Origin of the sequence: Frankia nepalensis (assembly GCF_016786325.1) — a bacterium.
Classification (GTDB): Bacteria; Actinomycetota; Actinomycetes; order Frankiales; family Frankiaceae; genus Pseudofrankia; species Pseudofrankia nepalensis.
In genome coordinates this window covers 1-20,883 of the sequence record NZ_JADWYU010000088.1, presented here as the reverse complement: position 1 = coordinate 20,883, position 20,883 = coordinate 1, and the positions used below count along the sequence as shown (strand labels likewise).

The window sequence follows — 20,883 nt, the reverse complement described above, 5'->3', positions numbered from 1 at the left end:
ACGGGTGCCGCGGCGGCCGGCGTTTTCGTCGAGTTCGACGGCTCCGGCGCGGCGGCGGTGCCGAGCCGGGAAGTCCGGCTCACCGGGCGACCCGTACGGTGACGCCCTCGGCGACGCCCGCGCCGCTGATCTCGACCCTGCCGTTCGCGAACAGGCCGGCGGTGACCGGTACGAACGTCGACCGCCCGTCCTTGACCGTCTGGACCGCGTACCCGCCGTCCGGGTTCGCCATGAGGGCGGTGATGGGCACGGTCAGCACGTCTTCCCGTTGGCCCGTGACGATCGTCAGCGTCACGGGTGAGGAGTCGAAGCCGCCGGCGAGCGCGGAGGCGTCGTCAAAGGACACGATCACGGTGACGAAGGTCTTGTTCTGCTCCTCGATGGTCTGCGCGACGGTGCCGACGTCGCTGACCGTGCCGTCGAGGCGTTGACCGGTCGGCAGGGTGACGGTCGCCGGGTCACCGGCGTGGACGAGATGCTGCAGCGACACGTCCAGGGGGATCGACGCCACCTGGGTCGTGCCGCTGTACGTGATGACCTGCTGGTTGGACTGCGCGCTTAGCCGGCTCCCGACCGGGAGGGCCTGGAGCGCGACCCGCAGGTCGCCGTCGTGGACGAAGATCTGGTCTGGCGGGACGGTCCCCGTGACGGGCAGCCCGCTTGCGGCCTGCCACGCCGCCACGGCCGAGGCGGTGGCGGCGTCGAAGGTGTCGTCGACGGTCGGTCCGGAGTAGCCGAGCTCCCCGAGGCTGCCTTCCAGCTCCCGCACATCGCGTCCCACCACGCCCGGGGCGAGCGTCCGGTACGGCGTCGCGGTGCCGCGCAGGAGGATGACCGGCCGGCCGTCGACGGCGTAGACGGGCTGGCCGATCTTCACGATCGTGCCCGGCGCGGCGATCCAGGTGACCACTCCGGACTGCTGCCAGGCGACGAGCCCGACGGGTTCTCCGTAGGAGATCAGGCCGCCGACCTGCTGGGTCTGGGTGAGGGTGCCGCGTTCGACCGTCGCGGTCGCCACGGGAACCGGGCCGTCCGGCGGCGCGGGCGAGCCGCCGCCGAACCCGACCGCAGCGGCCACGACCAACGCGACGGCTCCCGCCCCCGCGAGGACGAGCAGCTGCCGGCGAGGCAGGCGCCGCGCCGGGGTCACCAGTCGGGCGACCAATGCCCGCGCGGCGGCCCAGGCGGACGTCCGCCGGCTGCCCGCGGCCTGCCCGGTCACCGCCGGCTGGACGGCCGCGGGCCACTCCCCCGCCTCGTTCGACTCCCCTGCCTCGTCCGTCTCTCCCGCCTCTCCCGTGTCGTCCGTCTCCTTCGTCTCCGTCGTCTTGGTGGCTTCGTTCGGCTCGTTTGTCTCCGTCGTCTCGTTCGGCTCCCGCGCCGTTCCCGTCCCGGTCGCCCCCGGCACCCCCTTCGTCTCATTGGTCTCATTCGCCTCCCCCGTCTCGTTCGCCCTGGTCGCGGCCATGGTCACGCGCCGGCCCCGTCGAGGATGCCCTGGCATCGCTGGGCCGCCTGCTGGAACGCCGGATCGTCGCGGTCGACATCCGCGCCGGCGAACAGGCCGCCGGCCGCGCCGGGCTGGGGGTCGGGGAAGCCCGGCAGACCGTTGGCACGCATGCACTGCGCGAAGGAGACGTAGACGTCGAGGTCCGCCTCGGTCGGCTCCTCCCTGATGCCCGCGGGCAGCAGGTCCTGGCAGGCGGCCAGCGCCTGCTGGACGGCCGGCTCGGCCGGGTCGACACCGGCGCCGAACTGCGGAACGCCGGTGGACGGGTCCGGATCCGCCATGTCGACCCCGTGGTCACGCATACACTCGGCGTACGTCAGCGCTGGTGACGTCGTCGCGGTGGCGAGCACACCGGCGCCGGGCGCGGCGGCGGCGTCGCCCCCGGAACCACACCCGGCCAGCAGCACGGCCACGACGCCCAGGCCGGCGGCCACGACCGTCAGCGGCCCTCTGGCTCGCTTCATCTGGTTCCTCCCTCGCCAGTCGGGCGGCGCCCGAGCACGGGCCCAGTCGACGGCACCGCGGATAACCAGGCCGTAACGGCCGGCGGCGGTGGTTATCCGCTGGTTATGCCGGCCGCGCCACGCTGCACGGGAAGCGGCGACCGGGGACTGGGGGTAGGAAGCTCGTGGTTCGGGTGCTGGTCGTGGAGGACGAGCCGCAGCTCGCGGACGCGCTGCGCGAGGCGCTGGCGCGGGAGTCGTTCGCGGTCGACGTGGCCTACGACGGCGGCGAGGCGCTGGAGAAGTACGCCGTCCACGACTACGACGTCGTGGTCCTGGACCGGGACCTGCCGGTCGTGCACGGCGACGACGTCTGCCGCGCGATCGTGGCCGGCCGCCGGCCGACGCGGGTCCTGATGCTCACCGCCGCCTCGGCGGTCCGCGCCCGGGTCGAGGGGCTCGCGATCGGCGCCGACGACTACCTGGTGAAGCCGTTCGCGCTGGCCGAACTGTCCGCCCGCGTGCACGCGCTCGCCCGCCGCACCGCGCCGGCGGCCGTCCCGGTTCTCGAACGCGCCGGTCTGCGCGTGGATCAGGCCAGCCGGGCCGTCACCCGCGACGGTCGCCCCGTCGCCCTCACGAACAAGGAGTACGCGGTCCTCGTCGAGCTGCTCCGCGCCGACGGCGGCGTCCTGTCCGCCGAGCAGCTACTGGAGAAGGTCTGGGATGAGAACATCGACCCCTTCACCAACACCGTCCGCGTGACCGTGATGAAGTTGCGCCGCAAGCTCGGCACACCCCAGATGATCGAAACGCTCCCCGCGGCGGGATACCGCCTCTCGTGAGCCGCCTGAGCCTGCGGGCCCGTCTCACCGTCCTCTACGGGGTACTGTCCGTCGTCGCCGGGGCGGTCATCCTGACGCTGCTCTACCTCGTCGTCCAGGCCCGGCTCGACGCCGAGCTGACAGGCGACTCCGACTCCCGCGTGGCCGCGCTTCGCCAGCAGGCCGAGCAGTCGGGGGAAACGACGATCACCATGCGGGATGGCAGTCGGATCAGTCTCGACGAGCTCGTCGAGCAGATCCGGGCCAACGAGCAGGACATTCGAAGCACCGCGCTCGACACCCTGCTCGTGCAGGGCAGCGGCATCATTCTTGTCATCGGCCTGGCCACCGCGGGCACGGGCTGGATCGTCGCCGGACGCGGCCTGCGCCCCCTGCGCGCGATCACCACCACCGCCGAGCAGATCTCCCGGTCCGCCGGCCCGCACCGCGATCTCAGCCGGCGAATCGCGCTGACCGGCCGCGGCGACGACATCAAACGGCTCGCGGACGCGTTCGACGCCATGCTCGAAAGCCTCGACCGCGCCTTCGACGGCCAGCGTCGGTTCGTCGCGAGCGCCTCCCATGAGCTGCGCACCCCGCTCGCCCTGGAACGGGCCGTGATCGAGCTCGAGGCGACCCGGCCGGGCGCTCACCCCGACACCGTCCGTCTCGCCGAGCGCCTGCTGGCCGTCAACACCCGCAACGCCGACCTCGTCGACCGGCTCCTGACCCTGGCCGACGGGGGCAACGAGCTCGTCGAACCCGTGCCCGTCGACCTCGCCGACGTGGTGGCCGACGTCCTCGCCCAGGCGCCTGTCGGCGCTCCGGCCGGCCCGCGGGTCGGCACCGAGCTGGCCGCCGCCCCGATGCTCGGCGATCCCGTCCTGCTCCACCAGCTCGTCCGCAACCTCGTCGAGAACGCGATCAACCACAACGTGCCAGGCGGCTGGATCAGGATCGCCACCGGCACGGCCGGCACCGCCAGTCCTCCTGGCACCGCCGGCGCCCAGGCACATCTCGCCATCGCGAACAGTGGCCAGCGGCTGCTCGCCCTCGACGTCGACGGGCTGTTCGAGCCGTTCCGGCGCGGCCGGTCCGACCAGGCGGCCAGGGTTCGGACACCCGGCGAGGACCAGCGCCGCGGCTTCGGCCTCGGCCTGGCGATCGTCCGGGCCATCTCCGACACCCACCACGGGCGCATCACCGCCCTCCCGCTGGAGGACGGCGGCCTCGACCTGCGCATCACCTTCCCGGCGGCACCCGCGACCCACCCGTAGAGATGTCGCTCAGCCCAACCCCCCGCCCGTCCGCGTCCCCGCGCCTGTCAGCGGCCGGGCATCGAGGCATCCCGACATCCCGTCCGACATCAGGGGCACGAAACCGCGCCCGTCGGCCCCCTGACGACTGACAGAACTCCCCGTCACGTCTGACGGGACGCATACGGCCGACGGAGGCACGGGGCGACGTAGGCACGGGGCACGTAGGCACGGGGCACGTAGGCACGGGGCGACGGACCGGCCTCGGCGGACCGGCCTCGGCGGGCGGGCGCCGGAAGGCCGAAGGCGCGCGGCGGCCTGCCGGCGCGGCTGGTCACGGGCGCGGGCGTAGGCCGTCCAGGAACATCCGGATCACCTCGGTCCGCTGGCGGCTGGTCAGGATCGGGGACCCGGTGGGCTGGGCGAAGGCCCCGCGCAGCATCGCGATGCCGACGAGCGCCTCGGCGACGGTGGCACGGTCGATGTCGGCCCTGATCTCGCCGCGGGCCACCGCGTCGTGGACCGCGTCCTCCACCGCCGCCAGGCACCGGTCGACCGAGTCCCGCTTGAAGGCCGCGTACAGGTCGGGGTACTGGCTGATCTCGGCGACGCAGCGCTGGAGCAGCGTCAGGCGAGGCTCGGTGAACACCGCGGCGACGCGGTCGAGCAGGATGTCCATGTCCTGTTCGAGCGAGCCCGTGCGCGGTGGTACCAGCCCGGCGGCCAGCGTCGACATCCCCGCCAGCATCAGGTCCTCGCGGGTGGGCCACCGGGCGTAGATGCTGCGCTTGGCGGCCCTGGCCCGGGCCGCGACCGAGGTGAGGCTGAACTCGGCCACGCCGCGCTCGGCGAGCTCGGCGACCGCCGCCGCGAGCACCCGGTCGTCCAGCGCCGGGTCGCGCGGCCGCCCGCGGGGCCGGGCGGCGGCGGGTTCCATGGTCGTCAGCATATCCGTCACGGGGTCAGTTGCATAAATACCTCGACCCGATTAACGTCACGATCCGGGTCGCATAAATCCACCAGCGGGCGACATCCGGCGGCATCGACCCGTGGCGCCGGTCGTCAGGAGAGATCAGTGACGGTCCACGACTTCACCGCTACGGACATCGACGGCAACGAGCGCTCCCTCAAGGAGTACGCCGGCCGACCGCTGTTGATCGTCAACGTCGCCAGCAAGTGCGGCCTGACGCCGCAGTACGAGGGCCTCCAGGCGCTCTACGGCGACCTGCACGGCCGCGGTCTGGAGATCCTCGGCTTCCCCTGCAACCAGTTCGCCGGCCAGGAGCCCGGGACCAACGACGAGATCGCCCAGTTCTGCTCCACGTCGTACAACGTGAGCTTCCCGCTGTTCAGCAAGGTCGACGTCAACGGCCCGGAGGCGCACCCCCTGTTCGCCTACCTGCGCGCCCAGGCAGTCGGTGACTTCGGCCCCGGCTCGCCCCTGTACGACTGGATCAAGACGAGCCGGCCCGAGGCGCTCGGCACCGACGAGGTCAAGTGGAACTTCACCAAGTTCCTCGTCGACAAGGACGGCACGGTCGTCCGCCGTTACGAGCCGACCGTCCTGCCCGAGGAGATCCGCCCCGACCTCGACGCCCTGCTCGGCGCCTGACCCCTTCCATGCCGGGGCCGGTCCGGCGGCCTCGCCGGCCAACTGGTCTGTCCGGGCCCGCGGCGGGCGGCCGCGCGGACGGTTCACCGGCGGTGCCGAGCGGAACCAGGCCGAACGACACCACGGGCTCAGCTCATGACGAGCCGCAGGGAGGCTGGTAGGGCAGGTCCCTGACGGCCTCTCGCCATTCCCGCTCGTCGAGCCACCGGATGGGATCGCCGCAGGACCGTTCGGCCAGGCGGGCGGGGTCGAGATCCCACAGCACGACGGCGCCGTTGTCAGCGGCGGTGGCGGTCAGCAGGCCGTCGGAGGTCGGCAGCACGGCGGCGTCCTCCGACGCCCGGCCGGGCAGGGCCACCAGGGGGACACTCTGCGTGCCCTGCGCGGACGTGTCCCACAGCCGGATCGCGCCATCCGCGCCCGCGGTGGCCAGGAGGGCGCCATCGGAGCTGAACGCCAAGTCCGTGAACCCACCGGGGTGCCCGGTGAACGTGGCCAGGGGGGAGTCGTTGGTGTCCCGGGTGGCCGGGTCCCACAGCATGACGACGTCATCCTCGCCGGCTGTCGCGATCAGCGTTCCATCGGGGCTGAACACCACGCCGCCGACTCCTTCGGCGTGACCGATGAGGTTGGCATGAGGGCCGGCGGTCCGGCCGCGAGTAGGTAGGTCCCACAGACGGACGGCACGGTCGAGCGACTGCGGACCGGGCCCACTGATCACGGCGACGAGCGAGCTGTCGGGGCTGAACACGGCGTCATAGAAGATCGGAAGACCGCTGGTGAAGCTCGTGAGCGGACTGGTGGTCACACCAGCGGAGACCCTCGTGCTCCAGACCCAGACAGTGTCTTCGCCGTTGATGTGAGCGACAATCAGCGAACTGTCAGGACTGAACACAACACCACCGACGAGATCCGGGACGCCGACCAGTGAAGCTCTCAGCCTGAGTGAGGCATCGGCGTCCCGCGCGGGCGTGTCCCACAGTTCGACGGTGTCATCTTTGATGGTGGCGAACATTGAGCCGTCGGGGCTGAATCCGCCGAACCGCGAATCGGCGACCGTGGCCAGCGGGCGGTCGGTGGCCACTGGGCCGACGGAGATATCCCACAGATGAACAGCCCGTTCTCCCGGGAAGCGGTCTCCGTCGGTGGCGAGGAGCGCGCCGTCGGGGCTGAACCCGCCGAAGTTGGTCTCGTCGAAGGTGGCGAGTGAGTTGGTGACGGCGGCGCGCCGGGACGTGTCCCAGAGCCTGAGCGCGCCCGTCGGTCCCGTAGTGACGAGCCGCGAGCCGTCAGGGCTGAACGTCCAGGAGTAGGTGCCGGCCGCGAAGGTCGCGAGTGAGGTGTCGGCAGCACCCCGGACCGAGGTGTCCCACAGTTCGGTCGAGTCCTTGTCGGCAGTGAGCAGTTGGCCGTCAGGGCTGAATCCGAACGTGTCGATGGCGCCGGTCCGACTGGTGAGGGTCGCGGCCGTCAGATCGGATCGGTCAGCGGCGGCAAGCAGGCTCAGCGCGGCCTCGCGGGAGGGATCAGTTCGATACGCGGCCAGCGCCAGCCGAAAGGCTAGTTCAGGGTCCTCTGCGCGACGGGCAGCCACCACAAGTTGATGGGCGGCGGACGGCCGTTCCTCCGTCGCCAGCGTGCGGTCTCCAGCCGGCCACCATCCGGCCAGGGGAACCAGCACCGCCACGCCGATGACCGCGGCGACCAGCGCGAGAACGGCCCACCGACGCCCACGCCCCTTGGCCGGTGGCCCACCGGAGTTGACCGGTCCTGGCCGGACGACCGCGTCGAGTGTTGCCGGATCTCCGGACCGGCCGGTCACCGCCGGCGCCGTCGTGGCCTCGATGAGGCGATCGTGGAGCGCGGCCGCGGTGGGCCGCGCGGCCGGGTCGCGGCGCATCGCGTCGGCGACGATGGCGCGCAGCGGGTCCGGGACCCCCGTCAGGTCGGGCTCCTCGTGGACGACGCGGAAGAGGAACGCCTCGGGACCACCCGTGCCGTAGGGGTGCTGGCCGGTAGCCGCGTACGCGACGACCGCGCCCCAGGCGAAGACATCGGCGGGCGGGCCGACAGGCTGGTTCCATTCGACCTGTTCGGGGGCCAGAAAGCCGGGGGTGACCTGGTCGGCGAACCGGGCGGTGCCGCCGAGGGCGGCCGCGATCCCGAAGTCGATGACCAGCGGCCCGTCCGGCGACAACAGCACATTGCCTGGCTTGAGATCCCGATGAACCATCCCGACCCCGTGAATCGCGACAAGCGCGTTGGCGATCGCGACCGCGACCCGGGTGAGCCGAGCCGAGGTGAGCGGGCCATGATCGCGGATATGGTCGCGCAGCGTCGGACCGTCGACGAACTCGGTGACCAGATACGGCCGGCCACCCTCCTCACCCGAATCCAGCACCACCGCCGTACAGAACTGCGGAACCAACCGCGCCAGCCGCACCTCCCGGTGGAACATCCGCCGGAACTCCGGATCCGCCGCCCGCTCCGTCTTCGCCACCTTGACCGCCACCTGCCGGTCCTCCGGAGAACGCCCCAGAAAGACCCGGCCAAACCCACCCTCACCCAACACACCCACCAACCGGTACTGCCCCACCACGACCGGATCCGCCGCGTCGAGCGGCCGCGCTTTGGACAGGGCGCCGGCCGAGGGGGGCGGCCCGGGAGTCGACTCGGATCCCGCCGGGGAACTCCCGCCAGGGAGCGGGCCTAGCATGGCAACCGGCACCAGCCGTGCGCCAACGCGGCTGACTTCAGGCAGCCATGCGTTCGCCTCATTGCTCAATACCCCCGAATTCAGAAAACCGCGCCCGGCGGCAATGGAGTGAGATCCGGCCCCGCTGGGAGTACGCTGCCAGGAGCACCTGAATTCCGGCTGGCGTCAACCGGCCTCGCGTTCGCAGGGCGGCAGGTAGGGCACATCTTCGACGGCCCGCAGCCACTCCTGCTCGCTGAGCCAGTTGGTGGAGTCGGCGCAGGACCGTTCAGCCAGGCGGCCGGCGTCGAGGTCCCACAACCAGATAGTGCCCCCCTTGGCCGTGGCGAGCAGCGCCTCCTTGGGGCTGAACGCAAAACGGGCACCGGCGAGCGTGATCAGGGGAATGCCACCGACGCCACGGGCGGACGTGTCCCAGACGCGAGTGGCTCCGTCGGCGCCGAGGGTGCTGAGGAACGCCCCATCAAAGCTGATCTCGTAGCGGGAGGTCTGGGCGTTGCCGGTGAAGGTGCTGACCGGGACGCCGACGGCGCCACGGGCGGAGGTGTCCCACGACCGAACGGCACCGTCCTCGCTGTCGGTGACGAGGAGCCTGCTGTCCGGACTGAACTTTGGTAGGCCGAGAAACGTGTCGGCGATGGCGAACTTCACCGCCGGCGTTTCGACGGTGCCACGGGCCGACGTCTCCCACAGCCGCACGGAAGTTATAGAGAAATCATTGCCCATGGGGCCGTAGGAGGCCAGGAGGCCACCATCCGGGCTGAACACCACATAGATAGACGATTCCCCACCCTGGTCGAACCCGGTGAAGGTGGACCGCGGGGTGCTGACCACGCCCCGCGCGGACGTGTCCCACAGCTGGAGCGCGCGGCCTCGGGAGGTGGAGGGGCTGGTCCTGGTGACAAGGAGCGAGCCATCCGGGCTGAAGGCCAGGAAGTAGCCGTCGACGAAGGTCGCCAACGGATCCGGGGCCTCACCGCGGGCCGACGTGTCCCACAACCGGACCATGTTTCGTCCGCTGTCGGGGTCGCTGAAGCCGACGGCGAGGAGTGACCCATCCGGGCTGAACACAACCGCCGAAGTGAGTGACTCGAAGACGTAGGTGGCGAGCGGGGTGTGAACCGTGCCACGCGCCGACGTGTCCCACAGCCGGACGATGTCGCCCCCGCGGTCAGGGTCGTAGTCGCTGGTGACGAGCAGTGAGCCGTCGGGGCTGAGGCCCTCGAACGAGGTGTCGGCGAAGGTGGCGAGCGGGGTGTGGACCCTGCCACGCGCCGACGTGTCCCACAGCCGGACGGTATTGACCGCTTTGTCGGTCTCGTAGTCGTCGGTGACAAGAAGCGAGCCATCAGGGCTGAAGACCCGTTCCTGGTCGACGCCGCTGAAGGTGGCAAGGGGAACGGCGAGCGCCCCTCGGGCAGACGTGTCCCACAGTTCGATGGAACCATCGCCGTTGGTAGCCAGCCGCGAACCGTCGGGGCTGAACAGGGATGCGCGGGAGTCGGCACCGGAGGCGAGCGTGGCGAGCGTGGCGACGCCGAGATCGGACGGATCGGCGGCCGCGAGCAGGTCCAGTGAGGTCTCGTGGGTGGGATCAGTTCGGTACGCGGCCAAGGCCAGCCGAAAGGCCAGCTTTGGCTCCTCGGCTCGGCTAGCGGCCATGACGAGTTCATGCGCCGCCGATCGGCGCTTCTCCGGCGACAACGTCCCATCTCCGGCGGGCCAAGGCCCGACCAGCAGAACCCCCGCCGCCACGGCCATGGCGACGCTCAGTCCAAGGCCGATCCGCCAGCGCGGCTTGAACCGGCCGGAATTGCCCGGCAGTCGGCGCATGACGGCCCACGGCCGGTAGCGACGGCCCAGACCGTCCGGCTCGTGGCCGGGATCGATCGGCGCGGGCGGGATCCCGGGGTAGCCACCTTCGCCACGGTCCACGGGGGCCGTCGTCCCGTTGGCCATGGGGCCACCCGACTCACGGGACTGGTGGCTGCTCGGCACGGTCGGAGCCGGCGTCCTGGCCGGCCCCTGAAGCAGGGCGCGGTCAGTGGGCTGGTAGGTCGTGGTGACCCTCATGAGACGGTCATGCAGTTCGGTGGCGGTGGGCCGCGCGGCCGGGTCATGGCGCATCGCGACGACGACGATGGCGCGCAACGGGTCCGGGACACCCGTCAGGTCAGGCTCCTCGTGGACGACCCGGAAGATCAGAGCCTCGGGGGTACCCTCCCCGTAGGGATGGCGGCCGGTGGCGGCATAGGCGACGACCGCGCCCCAGGCGAAAATGTCGGCCTCTGGGCCGACAGCCTGCCCGCGTGCCTGCTCGGGTGCCATGAACCCGGGCGTGCCGGCACGGCGCATGGTCCGCTGGGTGGTGCTGTCGAGGGCGACCGCGATCCCAAAGTCGATGACCAGCGGCCCGTCCGGCGACAACAGGACATTGGCCGGCTTGAGATCCCGGTGGACCGTCCCGACCCGGTGGATCGCCGTGAGCGCCTTCGCTACGGCGACCGCGACCCGAGCGAGCCGGGCCGGTTCAAGCGGCCCGTGCCGGCGGACCTGTTCCTGCAGCGAAGGTCCCTCGACGAACTCGGTGACCAGATATGGCCGGTCGCGGTCCTCGCCCGAGTCCAACACGACCGCCGTGCAGAACTGCGGAACCAGCCGCGCCAGCCGCGCCTCACGGCTGAACAGCCGCCGGAACTCGGGATCCGCCGCCCGCTCCGCCTTGGCTACCTTCACCGCGACCAACCGGCCCTCAGGCGAGCGGCCCAGGTAGACCCGGCCGAACCCGCCCTCGCCCAGCACCCCCTCCAACCGGTACCGGCCAATCGCGGACGGATCCACCGCCTCGAGCGGCCGCACCCCGGACGAGGCGCCGACCCTCCACACGTCGGCCCGCTGGGCGAAGTCGTCCGGACGGGCGATGATCGACTGCTCCGGCGAACCACCGGTCAGCCCCGTGGAATCCGACCCATACCCTGGATGGCTCACTGCCACCACCCTCTTCGGCGGCAGGGCAGCGGGCCAGGCCTCAGGCAGCCGCGCCCCCGTCGCACCGACGTCCTCCGAAGTCTCGCGGAAAATCCGCCGCCGACCCTACCGCCTGCGTACTGACGGAAACCATGGCCGCCGGGAGCCCACCAACCTTTCAGGCGAAACTCACCGGCCTGACGATCTGCTGGTAGACGAGAATCTGGTCGGACGTTCGCGGGCGGAGGCCAAATCGCTCGTTGAGGTCGCCGATGACGTCGAAGAGCCGAGCGAGCTCCGGTCAGAGGGGGCAACCGCGTTGCCGTCGCCGCGAGGACGAGCCTCAGGACGGTGACCTGCGGCTGTGCCAGTAGGGTGCTTATCTACCGGACCGCTCAAGACGCGCGGCGCGCCCGAGAGGGCCGCGATCAGGTCATACTTCTGGGAGTTCGTCTGCCGACCTGGGCGCAAGCACGTCGTCGTCGCGGCTCGGTCGGCACCAGCTACGTCGATGAACCGGCCTGACGCTTCGCTCTCGTGGTAGGACGACATGACGTCTGACCTGATCCATCCCGGCGATCACAGTTCCGTGTCTCCCAGGCACCGGCTCCCCGAATCGGCCAGGAACAGCCAGATAGCGCGGCGGCAGCCCACATCCACGCCGATGCCCCCGCGTGCACCCGGCGAGATCGAATTCCAGACGGGGCTGGGCCGCGACGCGTGCTGGCGGATGCTGCCGGAAGCCGTACGCCAGAAGGTCAGCGCATACGCCGGACCATCAGTTCTTGCCTGGTGGGCGGACAACTTCGGGATGGATCAGCGGATCCGGGCCTTCGTCTTCGGGAACCTCGGCGCATGCTTCGCACTGCCGATCGAGCGTGCCGACGGGAGGAGGGCTTATTCGATCGTCTTCTACCAGTTCGCCGCGGGCTCCCTGATGAGCGTGCCCATCGACGAGGTGACGGATCTCGGCGCGATCAGACGTTCCCGCGCGGGCACGGCGGCGCCGCCGCGGACAGGACCGCCGTCGGCGTCCGACAGCCGTCCGGTGCTACATGCACGCACGGCCGCGATGTTGGGGAACCTCCCGTGGACGGCGCAACAACTGCTCCAGGAGCCGTTCGCCAACGGCCAGACCGTGCTTCGCGACGACCACTACTACTGGGGCGACGAGTTCGTGCTCGACCCTCTTGTCTTCTTCATCGCCGGTGAGCGCGATCTGACGTTCGCCACCGGCCGGCTGACGCGCCAGATCGACGGCAACCCCGACCGGAGCAGATGGGCGGGGACCTGCCTCCGGGCATCCGTCACACGACGGATCGGCACGTGAACACGCTCAGCCGGCTGCTACGCGAACTCTCCGACGACGACAGCCAGGAGTTCCTGGACGCATGCCGACGACTCGGCATCCCGCGGAACACCGTGCTGAACCCCTACCAGGTACTGCGGGCCCCAGAGGACGCGTCACCGCAGGTGATCAAGAAGGCGTGGCGGCGCCGGGCCCAGGAATTTCATCCTGACCGGGCGGGCAGACACGACTCCGCGGCCACCCGAATCATGCAGCTACTCAGCGCCGCTCATCTGATCCTCACCAAGCACCGCGAGGAGTACGACGCAATCAGCGCGCGCCGCGACATCGGATCCCTCGGCGCGGACGAGGACCTTTCCGCTACAGCCGCGCACGACCCCGCGGACACCGCCGAACCATCCGAGAGCGAGGCCGGCGGGCTCTGGGCCTCATACGGCCGCCCTTACTCCGGGCCACGCCAGACGACAACGAGGGAAGCGACGGCGCCCACCTACAGCAGCGGCGGCTGGGGATACGGCTACAACCAGTACGAGTACAGCCGCGGAAACCACCACGCTGGCTATCGGTACAGGGGTCTCCACTGGGTCCCGACGGGCGCTCCCGGTATGGGCTACTGGTCGTACTTCCCATCCGACACCCGAGCCCACTACGCGCCCTATTACCGGCCTCATCCCAGCGCATGGGCGCGGCCGGCCAGCAGTTGGCAGCGCCGGCTCCGCCCAGCCATGGCGCTCTACAGTCGCGTGAGGGCCACCGGTGACCGACTGTTCTTCCTCTCGGCCCCCTTCTGGCTGTATGGAATGTTCATCGCCTGCTACCTGACCCTCGAGATCTACTACCGCGCCAACGCCACTCAGGTGCTCGCGACCCCGTCGCACTACCTCCGCATCGGCTATGGCGCGGTCGTTCTGCTCGCCGCGGTGGTGCTCGCGCCCGTATGCGGAAAGATAGCCGTGCTGATCGCGCGCGACAGATCCCGACCGGCCTACCTGGCCTGGGATCTGGCCATAACCAGCTCGGCGCTCCTCGTTGCCCTCTGGGGAATCTTCGCGATGTTCCTGAAAGTCGCCGACCATCGCCTGTGGTACAGCTACGGCTTTCCAAGCCTCGGCTGGCCCGTCTTCTTCCCCTGAGGCCGCGAGGCCGCACCGGCTGCCTGGTGGCGCGCCACCCCCGCGTCGCTACCACTCACGGGGATACCGACAGGGACGGCGCGCCCCTGCGGCGGCCGGTTGGTCAGACGGCGACCAGCCGCACCTGGTCTCCGCAGAGCTTGGACATGTCATCGACGTCCGAGGTGAGCATCACGACCGGTCCAGCGCGCCGCAGCGCGACCTCGGCGACCGTGGCGTCGATGGCGTGCTTGTGGCCATGCAGACCGGCGGCCTTCAGTAGCGCCGCGGCCGCCTTGGCGACCTCCTCGGTCACCGGCTCGACACCGACCTGGGAGAGCACCCAGTTCAGACGCGGGACACTCACCCGCGCATGACTGACCTCCATGATCGAGTTCGCGCTGACGACGAGGTCGGCCCCCAGGTTGATGGACTCCTGAATCTTGGCCATCACCTTGCGATCCCGAGTGATCCAGGCGGACAGGCCCCCGCTGTCCAACACCACCGTCCCAACAGCCGGCATCATGTCGACCGCCCATCAGAGAGGCCGAGCAGCGCGGCCCTGGCCTCCGCGAGTTCCTCCTGCGTGAAGGCACCATGCTCACGCTCGTACCGGTCCAGTTCCTCCACCAGACGTCGATGGCGGAGCTGGCGAGCTACGGCCTCGGCGACGTAGGCGGAGATGTTGTCCGTGATCATCCGCAGCTCGGCGACCTGCTCGCTCGGCAGCGTCACCGTGATCCGTGTCGTGCCAGCCATACTCCGATCATACTTCGGTATGCACATCAGGACCGCGCAGTCAGCGCCGGTCCGCCGATCGTCGGCGACCAGCAGGGTCACAAGCACCTCCCCGAAATCCTCGGACAGCGAGCCAACCCCTAGATGATCAATATCGGGTCGCGCACTGTCTACTCAGTAGCTGTCGACTTAGACAGTACCGTACCCATCAGACAAGTCGGACACGACTGGCACGGTCCGGGTCCAGCCCCAGCGGCACCGAACCCGGTCTCCTGCCGTAGGAGTCGCACCCGCCAGCAGTGGCCGCTTCCGGGTGACCGGCTACGATCCGGCTCAATCCAGCGCGGGCCGGTGGCGGCCGGTGGATTGATGGGCAACGGGTCAGGTGCCCAGGGCGTCGGGTACAGGGAGACAGTTCAGTGACGGCGGGGACGGCGGGCACGCATGACGATCGCGCTGGAGCGGCGATGACCGAGCAGGGGCGGCTAGGCCGCCGGAATCAGGACGACCAGCGGGCCCTGGGGCTCGCGAGTCCGGCCCTCGGCACGGGCACACGGCTGGTGGGCCGCGCCTGGCGGGTGCTGGCGCTGGCCTGCGCGCTCGCGCTGGTGCCGGCGGGCGCCGCCTCGGCCGCGACGGCGGCCGGTGACGCCGACGAAGGCCGCGACAGCTCCGACGTCACCATCGGGGTCGTCATCATCCTGGTCGTCCTGGTGTTGCTGTTCCTGGGCTACCGCGTGCTGCGCAAGCGCCTGCGCGGCTGACGGGCCGCCCGCGATGACGACGGCGAGTCCGCCGAGCGCGCTGGTGACCGGAGCGTCGAGCGGAATCGGGCGGGCGACCGCTGTCGCGCTGCGGGGCGCCGGATACCGGGTCGTCGGCACGTGCCGCGACCCGGAGAAGATCACCGACCCGGTCGACGGGGTGCACTACGTCGCGCTCGAGCTGGGTGACCTGGCGAGCGTCGAGGCCGCGGCGGCCGCGACGCTCGCTCACCTGGGCGACGGCGAGACGGCCGGCAACGACGGCGAGACGGCCAGCGACCCAGGGGTGAACCTCACCGGCGGGGGCACGGGCACGGACCGCGCGGGCGGCGGGCCCGCCCTGGACCTGCTCGTCAACAACGCCGGGGAGAGCTGGGCCGGCTCCTTCGAGGAGACCGACGCCGAGACGCTCACCCACGTCTTCGCGGTGAACGTCGTCGGCACGGTCCGCCTCACCCAGCTCCTGCTGCCCGGGATGCGGGCCCGGGGCCGGGGGCATGTCGTCAACGTCGGGTCGCTGCTCGCCGAGTTCCCGGTGGGCTACCGGTCGGCGTACGTCGCCTCGAAGGCGGCGCTGCGCGGGTTCACCCTGGCCGCCCGCCAGGAGCTCGGGCCGCTGGGAATCCGGATGTGCCTCGTCGAGCCCGCCTACTACAAGACCGGCGTGCGGGTGAACCGCAGGATCCGTCGGCCAGCCGAGGGCTCGTCCTACGCGGCCGGGTTCGCCGCCGTCGAGAAGGCGACCGCCAAGGGCGACGACCGCGCCGGCGACCCGGCCGACGTCGCCGCGGTGATCCTCGCGATCGCCCGCGACCAGGACCCGGCCCCGATCCACGCCGTCGGCCGGACCGAGCCCTACCTCCTCCAGGCCCGCCGGCTGCTGTCCAACCGGACGGTGGAGAAGCTCATGATGCGCCGCTACGGCCTGCGCTGACCGCGCCCCATCCGCGCGCCGCCCACGAGGGCACGAACGGCGGCCGGCACGAACGGCGGCTGGCACGAACGATGGCCGGCCGTCGGTGTCGGGTCGCCGGGCCTGGTCAGCCGCGGGTGCTGTTCCAGCTGGCGTGGCCGTTGAAGCCGGAGTTGGGGGTGAGCAGGCGGTCCGGGCTGCGGGCGTCGGTGGGGTCGGTGACGTAGAGCCGGCGGTCGCCGGGCTCGCCGCGCTCACCGCTGAAGATCAGCCTCGTGCCGGTCTCGATCGACTTCGGCCCGTACGCCGGGTCCTGGTCGACACCGTCCTCCTGGGTGATCTCGACGACCTCGCGGGTGTCGATGTTGCACACGTAGATCTCGACGTGGTTCGGGTCGCCGCCGACCGCCCGGCTGAACGCGAGCCTGGTGCCGTCCGCCGACCAGGCGGGGTCGGCGTCCAAGTGACCGGCCGCCTCGAACTGGTCCTTGGGGAAGAGCCGCTGCGGCTCGGCGTCCGCCCGTGGCTCAAGGAGCACCAGGAAGCCGCGGGTGCCGCCCTTCTCGGTCGACCAGTAGGCGATCTGGTCACCGTTCGGCGACCAGGCCGGGTCGGCCGCGGCGGGAGCGGTGGGGAGCCGCAGGACCGAGGACCCGTCCAGCGGGACGATGTAGAGGCCGGTGTTGGACTGGCCGGACGCGTCAGTCGTGGACCGGATCACCACCTGCTTCCCGTCGGGCGAGATCGATGCCCTGGCGTCCGGGGCGACCGTCAGCTTCGCCGCCGGCCCCGAGGTGAGCAGCCGGACCGGCTCGCCGGAGCCGTCCGCGGCCACCGCCATCAGCTTCCAGTCGACGCCGTCCGCCGAGCGGGTGGTGTAGATGACGGTCCGACGGTCCGGAGTGATCACCGGGAGGAAGTCGTCATCGGCGCTGGCGACGATCTTCTTCTCGTCGGTGAACACGCCGTCGCCGTCCGGCACGAGGGCGGTCACGAGGTCGTAGTTCGCGTCGCTGGCCCCCTTGACCGCGTACACGACCCCTTCGGGTGGAAGCGGCTGCGCCGCGCGCGGAACGGCGCCCGCGGTCGCGGCGGAGTCCGCGCCGGCGCCCGCGCCGTCGTCATCGCCTCCGGAGAGGACGACCGCCACGGCGGCGATGACCGCGACCACCGCGACGGCGGCCGCGCCGATCAGCAGCTTCCCGCGCCCCTTCTTCGCCGGCTGCCCGGCCGGCGGCTGGGGCTGGTAGCCCGGCGGAGGGCCGGCTGGGACGACCGGGGCGTTGGCGTGCTGGGTGGCGAGGTTGGTGGCGACCTCGGTGGCCCCCTCGTAACCCGGGCGGGTGGAGGCCAGGGTGGCGAACTCGGTCTGGGCGGTCTGGCCGGGGCCGCCGATCGTCGAGGGGACCGAGCCGGGGGCCGGCGCGGGCACCCGCCAGTCCGCGAGGATGTTCGTGACCTGCTCGGCCTGGTTACCGGTGTCGCCGGCGTCGTCGCCGAGAAGGCGATCCATCAGCTGGCCGGCGGTGGGCCGGTCATTGGGGCTCTTGCGCATCGAGTCCCAGATGACCGGGTGCAGCGATGGGTCGACGCCCTCCAGGCGCGGCTCCTCGTTGAGCGCCCGGTAGAGCAGCACCTGGGCGCTGCCGCTGCCGAACGGGTAGTGACCGGTCGCCGCGAAGGTCACCAGGCCGCCCCAGGCCCAGATGTCGGCCTTCGAGGTGATCTGGCCGCCGGTGATCTGCTCCGGGGACATGAAGGCGGGGGTGCCGAGCTGCTGGAGGTCCCCGGTCAGGCCGCTCACCGAGTCGAGGGCCTTGGCGATGCCGAAGTCGATGACGCGCGGCCCGAAGGGCGACAGCACCACGTTCGACGGCTTGAGGTCGCGGTGCACGATGCCGACCGAGTGGATCGCGCGCAGCGCGGCGGCGACGCCGACGGCGAGCTGCTCGAGGTTCGCGTCGGCCAGCGGGCCGCCCTTGGCGACGAACGAGTGCAGCGTCGGCCCCTCGATGAACTCGGTGACCAGGTACGGCTGCGCGGCCTCCGCGTCGAAGTCGAGCACCTCGGCGGTGCAGACCCTGGGGACCCGGCGCGCCGTGGCCGCCTCCTGCCAGAACCGCTCGCGGAACTGGGGGTCGTCGGCCACGTCGGCGCGGACCACCTTGATCGCCACCAGCCGGCCGAGCTCGTTGCGGCCCAGGTAGACGGTCCCCATCCCGCCCTGGCCGAGCTTGGCCGTCAGTGTGTACGCGCCCAGCGTCCGCGGGTCGCCCTCTGAGAGCGGGGTACCCCGGCTGCCGACGCTCGCTTCGGACGACGTCATCGCCTCACCTCAATGCTGTCCTGCCCGACGCCTGCCACGCGACGGCCCGGAATGTCTCTCTCCCGTGCGGCCAGAATGCTACCGTCTGCCGATTTCCAAGAATCGCATGGAATCTGGTTCCCGCTGGTCGGCGCCGCGACAGGGCGCCGCCCCGCAGGACTCCCCGGCCCGCCGGGCGTCCGCCGCGCGTCCGCCGCGCCCCCCGGGCGCGCCGCAGACGCACCCGCAAAAGCGCCAAAACGCCTGGTCCAGGCGGTCGCGGCCGGCCCGATCCCGGCCCGGCGCCGGCCGCTGCCCGCCTGGCCCGTGGCGCCCGGCGGGCCGGGCCGCGAAAATGTCCGGTATTTGACGGGCGCCCGCCCGCGCGCCCGCGACCTTGGAAAGGCGGCGGTCATGACGACACTCGACAACCGGAGCGTCCCACCCGCGATTCATGTCGGCGCCGACGACTTACCCTTCGCCGAGATCGGCGGCGGGAACAAGCTGAAGGTCATCCAGGTCCGGGCGGACGAGGGCCTGTGGATCGTGGAGAACATCTTCCAGGCCGGCTACGAGGTCGCGACCCACCGGCACACCGGCCCGGTGTTCGGCTACACGGTCTCCGGAGCCTGGAAGTACAAGGAGTACGACTACGTCAACCGCGCCGGCTCCTTCCTCTACGAGCCGGCGGGCTCGGTGCACACCCTGACCTGCGTCGAGGACGGCACCCGGGTCTGGTTCCAGATGTACGGCGTGAACCTGAACCTCGCCCCGGACGGGCGGGTCGAGTCGGTCACCGACGGCCCGGGGGCGCTGGCCGCCTACGTGGCCCTGTGCGAGGCGCAGGGCCTCGGCCGCCCGAACGTCCTCGCTGGCTGAGGCGGCGGCATGACCACGACCAGCGCGGCCGTCGACCTCTACGACCCGGACACCTACCTCGCCGGCCCGCCGCACGCGGCGTTCGCCGCGCTGCGACAGGCCGCTCCGGTCCACTGGCAGCCGGTGCCGGCGGGCCCGGCCGCCCCCGGCTACTGGGCGGTGCTCGGCTACGCCGAGGTCGACGCCGTGCTGTGCGACCCCGTGCTGTTCTCCTCGGAGCGCGCCGGCGTCGTGCTCGACGACCTGCCGCCCGACCGGCTCGCCCAGATGCGCGACATGCTGCTGGCGATGGACCCGCCGCGCCACCGGGACTACCGGCGACCGCTCGCGCACCGGTTCACCCACCGGGCGATCGCCCTGCTGGAGGACCGGATCCGGGCGGTGTCCCGTTCGATCATGGCGGAGGCGGCGGAGCGCGGCCGGGCCGGTGAGCCGGTGGAGTTCGTCGGCCAGGTCGCCGGCCAGTTGCCCACCCGGGTGGTCGGCGAGCTGATGGGCCTGCCGCGGGAGGACTGGGACTACGTCCACCGGCTCTCCGAGGCCAACAACCGCGGTCAGGACGACAGCTATGCCGCGGCGGGCGGAGACGGCGGCCAGGCGGGCAAGCTGCCGCCGACGGTCGAGATGGCCCTGTACGCGGCCGAGTTCGCGGCGCGCCGCCGCGCGGCCGCGCCTGCCGCCGATGACCGCGCGGCCGCGCCTGCCGCCGGTGAGCGGGCGGCCGCGCCCGGCACCGATGGCCCAGCCGCCCCAGCCGTCGATGACGCAGCTGCCCCTGGCGCCGATGACACGGCCGCCGCCGACGGGGTGGCGGTGACGCCCGGCGAGGCCGGCGCGGCACCGTTCGACGACGACCTGACCAGTCTGCTGCTGACCAGCGACTTCGGCGGTCGGCGGATGTCGAACCTCGACTACGGCAGCTTCTTCGTCCAGTTGGTCACCGCCGGCAACGACACCACCCAGACGATGCTCTCCTCGGGCCTGCGCGCGCTGCTGACCCACCCGGACCAGCTCGCCGCGCTGCGCGCGGACCCGGCGCTGATCCCGGGCGCGGTCGAGGAGATCCTGCGCTGGGCGAACCCGCTGCACTACTTCCGCCGGACCGCGACCGCCGACGCCGTGGTCGGCGGCGTCCAGATCAGGGCGGGTGACCGGCTCGCCACCTACTTCACGGCCGCCAACCGGGACGAGTCGGTGTTCGACGACCCGGACCGGTTCGACATCCGACGCTCCCCCAACCGGCACCTGTCGTTCGGTAAGGGCGAGCACTTCTGCCTCGGCGCCCACCTCGCCCGCCTCGAGGGAAAGATCTTCTTCGAGGAACTGCTGGCCGCCTTCAGCCGGATCGAGCTCGCCGACACCCCCGTGCGGGTCCGCTCGAACCTGAACAACGGCCTGAAGTCTCTCCCCATCCGCCTCGCTGCCTGACCCTTGGCGCCCAGCAGGTCAGCCCGCCCGTGAAACGGCCGACCCGCCCCCCCCCCCCCGGGGGGCCCCGCGCGCGGCCGGAGGGGGGGGGTGGGAGGGGGTAAACG

At 71.5% G+C, this 20,883-nt stretch carries 17 protein-coding genes; 9 read left to right on the top strand and 8 right to left on the bottom strand.

Annotated elements, in window-relative coordinates:
• Nucleotides 1-79: 79 nt before the first annotated feature.
• Together I6A81_RS05775 and I6A81_RS05770 are read right to left on the bottom strand one after the other, a co-directional pair.
• On the bottom strand, nt 80-1,468 hold the full coding sequence (locus tag I6A81_RS05775; protein WP_238429646.1) for a peptidoglycan-binding protein: 1,389 nt from the start codon (nt 1,466-1,468) through the stop codon (nt 80-82).
• A 2-nt stretch (nt 1,469-1,470) separates the two neighbouring features.
• Nucleotides 1,471-1,974: a hypothetical protein gene (locus I6A81_RS05770; protein ID WP_203004691.1), complete on the bottom strand. Its 504-nt coding sequence runs from the start codon at nt 1,972-1,974 to the stop codon at nt 1,471-1,473.
• Nucleotides 1,975-2,138: 164 nt separating this feature from the next.
• Between I6A81_RS05770 and I6A81_RS05765 the strand changes: the two genes are divergently transcribed.
• Together I6A81_RS05765 and I6A81_RS05760 are read left to right on the top strand one after the other, a co-directional pair.
• Complete coding sequence (locus I6A81_RS05765; RefSeq protein WP_203004690.1) at nt 2,139-2,798, top strand: response regulator transcription factor; 660 nt, start codon at nt 2,139-2,141, stop codon at nt 2,796-2,798.
• On the top strand, nt 2,795-4,054 hold the full coding sequence (locus I6A81_RS05760; RefSeq protein ID WP_203004689.1) for a sensor histidine kinase: 1,260 nt from the start codon (nt 2,795-2,797) through the stop codon (nt 4,052-4,054). Before I6A81_RS05765 ends, I6A81_RS05760 begins: the two co-directional genes overlap by 4 nt.
• Before the next feature lie 313 nt (nt 4,055-4,367).
• Here I6A81_RS05760 and I6A81_RS05755 read toward each other — a convergent pair whose 3' ends face one another.
• The gene (locus I6A81_RS05755) at nt 4,368-4,970 is read right to left on the bottom strand and encodes a TetR-like C-terminal domain-containing protein (RefSeq protein ID WP_238429642.1); all 603 of its coding nucleotides are present in this window, start codon (nt 4,968-4,970) and stop codon (nt 4,368-4,370) included.
• A gap of 138 nt (nt 4,971-5,108) precedes the next feature.
• On the opposite strand from I6A81_RS05755, the gene I6A81_RS05750 reads away from it, so the two are divergent.
• Nucleotides 5,109-5,645 (top strand): glutathione peroxidase, encoded by a 537-nt coding sequence (locus tag I6A81_RS05750; RefSeq protein ID WP_203004687.1) that lies wholly within the window; start codon nt 5,109-5,111, stop codon nt 5,643-5,645.
• Nucleotides 5,646-5,778: 133 nt separating this feature from the next.
• On the opposite strand, the gene I6A81_RS05745 is transcribed toward I6A81_RS05750, so the two are convergent.
• Both I6A81_RS05745 and I6A81_RS05740 read right to left on the bottom strand, forming a co-directional pair.
• Nucleotides 5,779-8,361, bottom strand: coding sequence for a WD40 repeat domain-containing serine/threonine protein kinase (locus I6A81_RS05745; RefSeq protein ID WP_238429641.1), 2,583 nt, complete (start codon nt 8,359-8,361; stop codon nt 5,779-5,781).
• Nucleotides 8,362-8,526: 165 nt separating this feature from the next.
• Nucleotides 8,527-11,349, bottom strand: a complete 2,823-nt coding sequence (locus I6A81_RS05740) for a WD40 repeat domain-containing serine/threonine protein kinase (protein WP_203004685.1) — start codon at nt 11,347-11,349, stop codon at nt 8,527-8,529.
• A gap of 643 nt (nt 11,350-11,992) precedes the next feature.
• Between I6A81_RS05740 and I6A81_RS05735 the strand changes: the two genes are divergently transcribed.
• Nucleotides 11,993-12,658: a hypothetical protein gene (locus I6A81_RS05735; protein WP_203004684.1), complete on the top strand. Its 666-nt coding sequence runs from the start codon at nt 11,993-11,995 to the stop codon at nt 12,656-12,658.
• A complete protein-coding gene (locus tag I6A81_RS05730; RefSeq protein WP_203004683.1) occupies nt 12,655-13,770 on the top strand; it encodes a DnaJ domain-containing protein in 1,116 nt (371 codons plus the stop codon). The genes I6A81_RS05735 and I6A81_RS05730 overlap by 4 nt, the downstream gene beginning before the upstream one ends.
• A gap of 103 nt (nt 13,771-13,873) precedes the next feature.
• Here the strand turns inward: I6A81_RS05730 and I6A81_RS05725 are convergent, their stop codons facing one another.
• Together I6A81_RS05725 and I6A81_RS05720 are read right to left on the bottom strand one after the other, a co-directional pair.
• Nucleotides 13,874-14,275 (bottom strand): PIN domain-containing protein, encoded by a 402-nt coding sequence (locus tag I6A81_RS05725; RefSeq protein ID WP_407661252.1) that lies wholly within the window; start codon nt 14,273-14,275, stop codon nt 13,874-13,876.
• A complete protein-coding gene (locus tag I6A81_RS05720) occupies nt 14,272-14,508 on the bottom strand; it encodes a type II toxin-antitoxin system CcdA family antitoxin (RefSeq protein ID WP_203004681.1) in 237 nt (78 codons plus the stop codon). Before I6A81_RS05720 ends, I6A81_RS05725 begins: the two co-directional genes overlap by 4 nt.
• Nucleotides 14,509-14,954: 446 nt before the next feature.
• Here I6A81_RS05720 and I6A81_RS05715 point away from each other — a divergent pair, with 446 nt between their 5' ends.
• Together I6A81_RS05715 and I6A81_RS05710 are read left to right on the top strand one after the other, a co-directional pair.
• Entirely contained in the window at nt 14,955-15,251 is a 297-nt protein-coding gene (locus tag I6A81_RS05715) for a hypothetical protein (RefSeq protein ID WP_203004680.1), read from the top strand.
• Between the two features lie 13 nt (nt 15,252-15,264).
• Nucleotides 15,265-16,185, top strand: a complete 921-nt coding sequence (locus I6A81_RS05710) for an SDR family NAD(P)-dependent oxidoreductase (protein WP_203004679.1) — start codon at nt 15,265-15,267, stop codon at nt 16,183-16,185.
• 106 nt (nt 16,186-16,291) lie between these two features.
• Here the strand turns inward: I6A81_RS05710 and I6A81_RS05705 are convergent, their stop codons facing one another.
• A complete protein-coding gene (locus tag I6A81_RS05705) occupies nt 16,292-18,490 on the bottom strand; it encodes a protein kinase domain-containing protein (RefSeq protein ID WP_203004678.1) in 2,199 nt (732 codons plus the stop codon).
• Nucleotides 18,491-18,883: 393 nt separating this feature from the next.
• Between I6A81_RS05705 and I6A81_RS05700 the strand changes: the two genes are divergently transcribed.
• Nucleotides 18,884-19,348 (top strand): 2,4'-dihydroxyacetophenone dioxygenase family protein, encoded by a 465-nt coding sequence (locus I6A81_RS05700; RefSeq protein ID WP_203004677.1) that lies wholly within the window; start codon nt 18,884-18,886, stop codon nt 19,346-19,348.
• 9 nt (nt 19,349-19,357) lie between these two features.
• Nucleotides 19,358-20,776: a cytochrome P450 gene (locus I6A81_RS05695; protein ID WP_203004676.1), complete on the top strand. Its 1,419-nt coding sequence runs from the start codon at nt 19,358-19,360 to the stop codon at nt 20,774-20,776.
• The last annotated feature ends 107 nt before the right edge of the window (nt 20,777-20,883 follow it).

Excerpts from the sequence above, each read along its gene's own strand:
- I6A81_RS05775 (WP_238429646.1), bottom strand. The coding sequence starts at position 1,468 with ATGGCCGCGACCAGGGCGAACGAGACGGGGGAGGCGAATGAGACCAAT.
- I6A81_RS05770 (WP_203004691.1), bottom strand. The coding sequence starts at position 1,974 with ATGAAGCGAGCCAGAGGGCCGCTGACGGTCGTGGCCGCCGGCCTGGGC.
- I6A81_RS05755 (WP_238429642.1), bottom strand. The coding sequence starts at position 4,970 with ATGGAACCCGCCGCCGCCCGGCCCCGCGGGCGGCCGCGCGACCCGGCG.
- I6A81_RS05745 (WP_238429641.1), bottom strand. The coding sequence starts at position 8,361 with ATGCTAGGCCCGCTCCCTGGCGGGAGTTCCCCGGCGGGATCCGAGTCG.
- I6A81_RS05735 (WP_203004684.1), top strand. The coding sequence starts at position 11,993 with ATGCCCCCGCGTGCACCCGGCGAGATCGAATTCCAGACGGGGCTGGGC.
- I6A81_RS05725 (WP_407661252.1), bottom strand. The coding sequence starts at position 14,275 with ATGATGCCGGCTGTTGGGACGGTGGTGTTGGACAGCGGGGGCCTGTCC.
- I6A81_RS05720 (WP_203004681.1), bottom strand. The coding sequence starts at position 14,508 with ATGGCTGGCACGACACGGATCACGGTGACGCTGCCGAGCGAGCAGGTC.
- I6A81_RS05715 (WP_203004680.1), top strand. The coding sequence starts at position 14,955 with ATGACCGAGCAGGGGCGGCTAGGCCGCCGGAATCAGGACGACCAGCGG.
- I6A81_RS05710 (WP_203004679.1), top strand. The coding sequence starts at position 15,265 with ATGACGACGGCGAGTCCGCCGAGCGCGCTGGTGACCGGAGCGTCGAGC.
- I6A81_RS05705 (WP_203004678.1), bottom strand. The coding sequence starts at position 18,490 with ATGACGTCGTCCGAAGCGAGCGTCGGCAGCCGGGGTACCCCGCTCTCA.
- I6A81_RS05700 (WP_203004677.1), top strand. The coding sequence starts at position 18,884 with ATGACGACACTCGACAACCGGAGCGTCCCACCCGCGATTCATGTCGGC.
- I6A81_RS05695 (WP_203004676.1), top strand. The coding sequence starts at position 19,358 with ATGACCACGACCAGCGCGGCCGTCGACCTCTACGACCCGGACACCTAC.